At 60.7% G+C, this 8,210-nt stretch carries 7 protein-coding genes; all 7 read right to left on the reverse strand.

Going from position 1 to position 8,210, the window contains the following annotated elements:
• Positions 1-121 precede the first annotated feature (121 nt).
• Positions 122-1,477: an NADH-quinone oxidoreductase subunit NuoF gene (nuoF, locus tag F6S12_RS08180; protein ID WP_011062189.1), complete on the reverse strand. Its 1,356-nt coding sequence runs from the start codon at positions 1,475-1,477 to the stop codon at positions 122-124.
• Complete coding sequence (gene nuoE / locus F6S12_RS08185; RefSeq protein WP_011062188.1) at positions 1,474-1,971, reverse strand: NADH-quinone oxidoreductase subunit NuoE; 498 nt, start codon at positions 1,969-1,971, stop codon at positions 1,474-1,476. Before nuoE ends, nuoF begins: the two co-directional genes overlap by 4 nt.
• Positions 1,972-1,973: 2 nt before the next feature.
• Complete coding sequence (nuoC, locus tag F6S12_RS08190) at positions 1,974-3,755, reverse strand: NADH-quinone oxidoreductase subunit C/D (protein ID WP_011062187.1); 1,782 nt, start codon at positions 3,753-3,755, stop codon at positions 1,974-1,976.
• Between the two features lie 70 nt (positions 3,756-3,825).
• Positions 3,826-4,500 (reverse strand): NuoB/complex I 20 kDa subunit family protein, encoded by a 675-nt coding sequence (locus F6S12_RS08195; protein WP_011062186.1) that lies wholly within the window; start codon positions 4,498-4,500, stop codon positions 3,826-3,828.
• Between the two features lie 10 nt (positions 4,501-4,510).
• Positions 4,511-4,924: an NADH-quinone oxidoreductase subunit A gene (locus F6S12_RS08200; RefSeq protein ID WP_011062185.1), complete on the reverse strand. Its 414-nt coding sequence runs from the start codon at positions 4,922-4,924 to the stop codon at positions 4,511-4,513.
• 603 nt (positions 4,925-5,527) lie between these two features.
• Positions 5,528-6,853, reverse strand: a complete 1,326-nt coding sequence (aceA, locus tag F6S12_RS08205) for an isocitrate lyase (protein ID WP_011062184.1) — start codon at positions 6,851-6,853, stop codon at positions 5,528-5,530.
• 515 nt (positions 6,854-7,368) lie between these two features.
• Positions 7,369-8,124 (reverse strand): secretin N-terminal domain-containing protein, encoded by a 756-nt coding sequence (locus tag F6S12_RS08210; protein WP_011062183.1) that lies wholly within the window; start codon positions 8,122-8,124, stop codon positions 7,369-7,371.
• Positions 8,125-8,210 lie beyond the last annotated feature (86 nt).

Raw genomic sequence — 8,210 nt, forward strand, 5'->3', positions numbered from 1 at the left:
TTGGCCCGGTGTCAGCGGGCGTGGCTAATGGAATCTTGTTATGCGTGCGAATCAACACAGCCGTTCACGGCGTCATCGCACGTCGAGCGCAGGGCACGGACCCGGCGCCCTCATTTAAACGTTACGCGCCGACTACGATCGGTCGGGCCAGAGGCGGGACGGCGGCGCTGGTGGGCGCGATGCCGGCTTCGAACTCTGGACGGAAATACTTGATGGCGCTGCCCAAAGGCTCCACGGCACCCGGTGCGTGAGCACAGAAGGTCTTGCCTGGGCCGAGGAAACCCACCAGGCCCAGCAGGGTCTCGATGTCCCCTTGCTGGCCCTGGCCTTTTTCCAGGGCCATCAGCAGCTTGACGCTCCAGGGCAGGCCGTCGCGGCACGGGGTGCAGAAGCCGCAGGATTCGCGGGCGAAGAACTGCTCCATGTTGCGCAGCAGGGACACCATGTTGATGCTGTCGTCCACCGCCATGGCCAGGCCGGTACCCATGCGGGTGCCCACTTTGGCGATACCGCCGGCATACATCTGGGCGTCCAGGTGCTCGGGCAACAGGAAGCCGGTACCGGCGCCGCCTGGCTGCCAGCACTTGAGCTTGAAGCCGTCGCGCATGCCGCCGGCGTAGTCTTCGAACAGCTCGCGCGCGGTCACGCCGAAGGGTAGCTCCCACAGGCCGGGGTTCTTCACTTTGCCGGAGAAGCCCATCAGCTTGGTGCCGTGGTCTTCGCTGCCTTCGCGGGCCAGGGATTTGTACCATTCCACGCCGTCGCCGATGATCGCCGGCACGTTGCACAGGGTCTCGACGTTGTTCACGCAGGTCGGCTTGCCCCACACGCCCACGGCGGCAGGGAAGGGCGGCTTGGAACGTGGATTGGCGCGACGGCCTTCCAGGGAGTTGATCAGTGCGGTTTCTTCACCGCAGATGTAGCGCCCGGCGCCGGTGTGGACGAACAGCTCGAAATCGAAGCCGCTGCCCAGGATGTTCTTGCCCAGAAGGCCTGCGGCCTTGGCTTCTTCCACGGCACGACGCAGGTGCTTGGCGGCGGTGGTGTACTCGCCCCGCAGGAAGATGTAGCCGCGGTAGGTCTTGAGTGCGCGAGCACTGATCAGCATGCCTTCGATCAGCAGATGGGGCAGTTGCTCCATCAGCATGCGGTCCTTCCAGGTGTTGGGCTCCATTTCGTCCGCGTTGCACAGCAGGTAGCGGATGTTCATGGATTCGTCTTTGGGCATCAGGCCCCACTTCACACCGGTGGGGAAGCCCGCACCGCCGCGACCCTTGAGGCCGGCATCCTTGACGGTCTGCACGATGTCGTCCTGGGACAGGTCGGCGAAGGCCTTGCGGGCCGCCGCGTAACCGTTCTTGGCCTGGTACTCGTCGAACCAGACCGGCTCGCCGTCGTCGCGCAGGCGCCAGGTCAGGGGATGGGTTTCTGCGGTGCGCGCAATGCGGTTCGCAGGACCGAAAGAGGTCAGGGTCATACGTAGCCCTCCAACAGTTTGGCCACGCCAGCAGGCTGCACGTCGCCGAAAGTGTCGTCGTCGATCATCAGCGCCGGTGCCTTGTCGCAGTTGCCCAGGCAGCACACCGGCAGCAGGGTGAAGCGGCCGTCGGCGGTGGTCTGGCCGAGGCCGATGCCCAGCTCGCTCTGGATCTGGCTGACCACGGACTCGTGGCCGCCGATGTAGCAGACCATGCTGTCGCAGACGCGAATGATGTGGCGGCCCACTGGCTGGCGGAAGATCTGGCTGTAGAACGTCGCCACGCCTTCAACGTCGCTGGCAGGAATGCCAAGGATCTCGCCGATGGCGTAGACCGCGCCGTCAGGCACCCAGCCACGTTCCTTCTGGACGATCTTCAGGGCTTCGATGGACGCCGCGCGCGGGTCTTCGTAGTGATGCATCTCGTGCTCGATGGCCGAGCGCTCGGTTTCGCTCAGGGCGAAACGGTCTGTCTGGATAAGCGTGCTGTTCATGCTTAGCGGTCCACGTCGGCCATAACGAAGTCGATACTACCCAGGTACGCGATCAAGTCCGCGACCATGCTGCCGCGGATCACCGAAGGGATCTGCTGCAGGTGGGCGAAGCTTGGGGTACGGATCCGGGTGCGGTAGCTCATGGTGCCGCCATCGCTCGTCAGGTAATAACTGTTGATGCCCTTGGTCGCTTCGATCATCTGGAAGGATTCGTTGGCCGGCATCACCGGACCCCACGAAACTTGCAGGAAGTGCGTGATCAAGGTTTCGATGTGCTGCAGGGTGCGCTCTTTGGGTGGCGGCGTGGTCAGCGGGTGATCCGCCTTGTACGGGCCTTCCGGCATGTTGCGCAGGCACTGGTCGATGATCTTGATGCTCTGGCGCATTTCCTCGACGCGAACCATGCAGCGGTCATAGGCGTCACCGTTGGCGGCCAGCGGGACTTCGAACTCGAAGTTCTCGTAGCCGGAGTACGGACGGGCCTTGCGCAGGTCGAAATCGCAACCGGTGGAGCGCAGGCCGGCACCGGTGACGCCCCACTCCAGGGCTTCCTTGGTGTTGTAGGCGGCAACGCCGATGGTCCGACCCTTGAGGATGCTGTTCTGCAGGGCAGCCTTGGTGTATTCGTCGAGGCGCTTGGGCAGCCATTCGACGAAGTCCTTGACTAGCTTTTCCCAGCCACGCGGCAGGTCGTGGGCGACGCCACCGATGCGGTACCAGGCCGGGTGCAGGCGGAAACCGGTGATGGCTTCGATCACGGTGTAGGCGCGCTGACGGTCGGTAAAGGTGAAGAACACCGGGGTCATGGCGCCGACGTCCTGGATGTAGGTACCCAGGAACAGCAGGTGGCTGGTGATCCGGAAGAACTCGGCCATCATGATGCGGATGACGTCGACCTTCTCCGGCACCTTGATGCCGGCCAGTTTCTCGACCGAAAGCACGTAGGGCAGGTTGTTCATCACCCCGCCGAGGTAGTCGATACGGTCGGTGTAAGGGATGAAGCTGTGCCAGGACTGACGCTCGGCCATCTTCTCGGCACCACGGTGGTGGTAGCCGATGTCCGGTACGCAGTCGACGATCTCTTCGCCGTCCAGCTGCAGGATGATGCGGAAGGCACCGTGGGCCGAAGGGTGGTTCGGGCCCAGGTTGAGGAACATGTAGTCCTCGTTGGCACCGGAACGCTTCATGCCCCAGTCTTCCGGACGGAAGCGCGCGGCTTCTTCTTCCAGCTGCTGCTTGGCCAGGTTCAGGCTGAACGGGTCGAACTCGGTGGCGCGGGCCGGGAAGTCCTTGCGTAGCGGGTGACCTTCCCAGGTCGGCGGCATCATGATCCGCGAGAGGTGAGGGTGGCCGGCAAAGTCGATGCCGAACATGTCCCAGACTTCACGCTCGTACCAGTTGGCGTTAGGCCAGATACCGGTCACGGTGGGCAGGCTGAGGTCGCCTTCGGACAAGGCCACCTTGATCATCACGTCGCTGTTACGTTCGATCGACAACAAGTGGTAGAACACGCTGAAATCGGCACCCGGCAGGCCCTGGCGCTTGGTGCGCAGGCGCTCGTCCACGCCGTGCAGGTCATAGAGCATGACGTACGGCTTGGGCAGGTTGCGCAGGAAGGTCAGGACTTCAACGAGCTTGGAGCGGGTAACCCACAGCACCGGCATGCCGGTGCGGGTGGCTTGGGCGGTGAACGCCTCAGGGCCAAAACGGTTATTGAGTTCGACGACCACATCCTGGTCGTCAGCCTTATAAGGCGGGATGTACAGAGCACTGCCTGTAGTCATGGTTTTTTATCGCTTTCGGTCAACGTAAAGAGTGAAGCCAGGTTCGTTTCTTTGTAAGAACAGAACTGGATCAGACTTCGTCAGGGCTGCGCAGGTTGGTGACCTGTATACGCTGTTCGCGGCGCTGTTCCTTTTGCGACGGCATCTCGGCGCGATACACGCCTTGGTCGCCGACGACCCAGGAAAGTGGGCGACGCTCCTGGCCAATGGATTCCTGCAAGAGCATCAGGCCTTGCAGGAACGCTTCGGGGCGGGGCGGGCAGCCAGGTACGTAGACGTCCACGGGCAGGAACTTGTCCACCCCCTGGACTACCGAGTAGATGTCGTACATGCCGCCGGAGTTGGCGCACGAACCCATGGAGATAACCCATTTCGGCTCGAGCATTTGCTCATAGAGACGCTGGATGATCGGCGCCATCTTGATGAAGCAGGTCCCGGCGATAACCATGAAGTCCGCCTGACGCGGCGATGCCCGGATAACCTCGGCGCCAAAGCGCGCGATGTCGTGGGGCGCCGTGAAGGCGGTGGTCATTTCCACGTAGCAGCAGGACAGGCCGAAGTTGTACGGCCACAGGGAGTTCTTACGCCCCCAGTTGACCGCGCCGCTCAGCACGTCTTCGAGCTTGCCCATGAAGATGTTTTTGTGGACCTGATCCTCTAACGGATCGGAAACGGTTTCCCGTTCGCCGATCGGATACTGATCGTTAGGAGCATCGGGGTCGATCCGGGTGAGATTGTATTGCATCGCCAAAGCCTCATTGTTTTAGCTTCGCCTGCCGCTTACGACGACCTTCCGGAGCCCAGTCAAGAGCCCCCACCCGCCAAAGGTAGACAAGACCTGCCAACAGAATTGCTATGAAAACGAGAGCTTCGACGAATCCGGTCCAGCCGCTTTCGCGGACGGACACAGACCAGGCAAAGAGAAAGAGGGCTTCGATATCGAAGATCACGAAGAGCATCGCGACCAGATAGAATTTGGCTGAGAGCCGCAAGCGGGCGCCACCGGTAGGTAGCATGCCGGACTCGAACGGTTCGTTTTTGCTGCGGCCCCAGGCTTTTGACCCGAGGAGGCTGGAGACGCCGAGCATGAAGGCGCAAAGGCCGACAACGCCCAGAAGGAAAATGGCAAAGCCCCAGTTGTGGGCCATGAGTCCTGTCGCTTCGGGCATGCTGGTAATCCTTAACAGAGAGCAAGAGTCTCTGAGCTTGATAAAGAAATAAAGCAGTGACGATATGTCGCAGCGCAATCAATCGCGCTGATTTTATGGCTAAACACCGGGCAAGTAAAATTTCTAAAGCGAAATTGTTTATCGTAATAAGGACATAGCTCACCCCGGTAGCCCCGTAAGCCGCGGCCTGCGGGCATTAGGGGAGGTTTTGTTAATTATGTTTTGTAGCTGCTGTAACGAAAGTTACAACTGCTAAATGATAATCAATATTGTTTAGAGGCTGTTTTAATCTGCTTTCCTTCGGGGAGTGGGAAAGTTGCTTGTTATATCCCTGTTACTGCAAGTAGCAGGGGCGCACCTTTTAACCTCTTTCGCCCTTGCTAACACCGCCCTGGATCAATGTTTGGCCAGCTTTTTTGCAGGGGCGGGCATGGCGAGGCTTTTGAGGAGGGCGCGCAGGGTAGAGGTTTGCCGGCAAGCCGGCTCCTACAGGAGGGGTGGGCAAAAAAAACGCCCCGAACCAGTCGGGGCGTCAGCTGTACAGCAATGCAGTTGTTTTTACCGGGTCTGCATTGGCCGCTCGATCAAGCCGTGAGGCCTAAATCAGTGGAACTGTTCTTCTTCGGTGGAGCCGGTCAGCGCGGTTACCGAGGACGAGCCACCCTGGATCACGGTGGTCATGTCGTCGAAGTAGCCGGTGCCCACTTCCTGCTGGTGAGCCACGAAGGTGTAGCCCTTGGCGGCGTCAGCGAACTCTTGCTCTTGCAGTTTCACGTAGGCGGTCATGTCGTTGCGGGCGTAGTCGTGCGCCAGGTTGAACATGCTGTGCCACATGTTGTGGATGCCGGCCAGGGTGATGAACTGGTGCTTGTAGCCCATGGCGGACAGTTCGCGCTGGAACTTGGCGATGGTCGCGTCGTCCAGGTTCTTCTTCCAGTTGAAGGAAGGCGAGCAGTTGTACGACAGGATCTGGTCCGGGTATTCCTTCTTGATCGCCTCGGCGAAGCGACGGGCTTCGTCCAGGTCTGGCTTGGCGGTTTCGCACCAGATCAGGTCGGCGTACGGAGCGTAAGCCAGGCCGCGGGCGATTGCCTGGTCCAGGCCAGCTTTCACTTTGTAGAAGCCTTCCTGGGTGCGGGTGCCAGTCACGAATGGCTGGTCGTACGGGTCGCAGTCGGAAGTCAACAGGTCGGCAGCGTTGGCGTCGGTACGGGCCAGGATGATGGTCGGTACACCGGCAACGTCGGCCGCCAGACGGGCAGCGGTCAGCTTCTGTACGGCTTCCTGGGTTGGAACCAGTACCTTGCCGCCCATGTGGCCGCACTTCTTCACAGAAGCCAGCTGGTCTTCGAAGTGAACGCCGGCGGCGCCTGCTTCGATCATGCTCTTCATCAGCTCGTAGGCGTTCAGTACGCCGCCGAAACCGGCTTCAGCGTCGGCCACGATCGGTGCGAAGTAGTCGATGTAGCCGTCGTCGCCCGGGTTCTTGCCGGCTTTCCACTGGATCTGGTCGGCGCGACGGAACGAGTTGTTGATGCGCTTGACTACGGTTGGAACCGAGTCCACCGGGTACAGCGACTGGTCGGGGTACATGGATTCGGCGGAGTTGTTGTCCGCAGCCACTTGCCAACCCGACAGGTAGATCGCCTGGATACCGGCTTTAACCTGTTGTACAGCCTGGCCGCCGGTCAGGGCGCCCATGCAGTTGACGAAATCTTTATCAGGACGGAAGGACGGCTTGGCACCTTGGGTGACCAGGTTCCAGAGCTTCTCGGCGCCCATGCGTGCCAGGGTGTGCTCGGGTTGAACCGAGCCACGCAGACGGACCACGTCGGCAGCGGAGTAGGTGCGAGTCACGCCTTTCCAGCGCGGGTTTTCAGCCCAGTCTTTTTCAAGGGCTGCAATTTGCTGTTCGCGTGTCAGTGCCATGGAGATAAACCTCGTCGCGTCTTGTGTAAAAAGTCGTTCTTGGTTGGAGAGTTCCGGCTCCGCCGATCACGCTTCATAACACTGCGTAAAAGGCTGCTCGCTGACCAGGAAGCTTATGGCGGTCAAGTCGGGTCTGGCGGGGATGGCGACGGGTGAACGATGGGCTCGAGGGGAAAGTGAGCAGGTGAAGGCGAGCTGCGGGGCGCATGCCGGCGTCGTGGGCCTTGGTGCGTTCCATCAGTGTGTTGCCGATCTACCTAATTACGCTTCCGTCCCTCGGGACAACTTCGTTCCAGTCGCAATCTCGTCAAACACACCTTGTGGGCGGTACAGACACGAATCGGCTCAGGTGGGTAGGTTAGAGCGGCGATCCGAAGGCCCTTGCCAGGGCCCCTGATTAGCGGGAGCGAGGCCATCATGCCCGCGGTTTTTTGGCTCGTCAAATGTTTTGTAGTGCTTTTTTTGCGGCACTACATCTTTGGTCTAATACGACTAATCAGTCAGTTTTTGGTGCTTTAGTCCAAGGCATCGACCTTGACCCGCAAGGTCATGTCGTCCCGGCCTTGAGTCGAGTAGCTGCGGCCCGGGCCCTGTTTATCGGCCTGGGTCTGGCGATTGACTCCGGCCAGGGTGATCCATTCGCCCAGGCGCCCACTGACAGTTGTGTCGGTGCTTTGCACGTTCACTACATCGGGACGCTCCTGGCTCATGCGGTCACGGTTGGTGCTGATGCTCAGGTGCACGGTTTCACCGGTAACGCTGGCGGTGACATAGAAGCCCTGGGTGACGTTGCGGTACTGGGTCTGGTTCTGCAGGCGCCCGTAGGGGTCGGTCTGGGTGGTGGTCAACGGCACGCTCTGGCCGACCTGGATCAGCGCTGGCACGCCTTCGCTGGCCTGGATCTGCTGGATACCGCCGTCGCGGCTCTCGGTGCTGCGGTTGATGATCCGCGTCTGCGGTACGCCGTTGACCGAATAGCCCTGGTTGTCCTGCAGGTTGTTTTCGTTGGTGTCGACGGTGATCAGCAGGCGTTTGGCCGCGGTGTCCAGTTGGGCGATAAAGGCTCGCAGTTCGGCGATCTTGCCCGGCTCGGCGTTGACGATCAGCTGGTTGCCATAGGCGCTGACCTTGCCGTCCTTGCCGAGGAAGTTCTGCGCCACCGGCAGCAGGTCGGCACTGGTGCGGTTGTTGAGGGGCACGATCTCGGTGGCGGCCATGACCGAACAGCTGAAGGTCAGCAGCAGCGTCGTGAGCAGGGTGCGTAGGGACATATCCGTTATCTCCGCGAGTAGCTGGCGTAAAGCCTTGAGTTTGACACTTTGTCGGCTTTGGGTGGGGCAAGTTGAATCGCGCACGG

Source organism: Pseudomonas sp. JV245A (genome assembly GCF_032424515.1).
GTDB lineage: Bacteria > Pseudomonadota > Gammaproteobacteria > Pseudomonadales > Pseudomonadaceae > Aquipseudomonas > Aquipseudomonas protegens.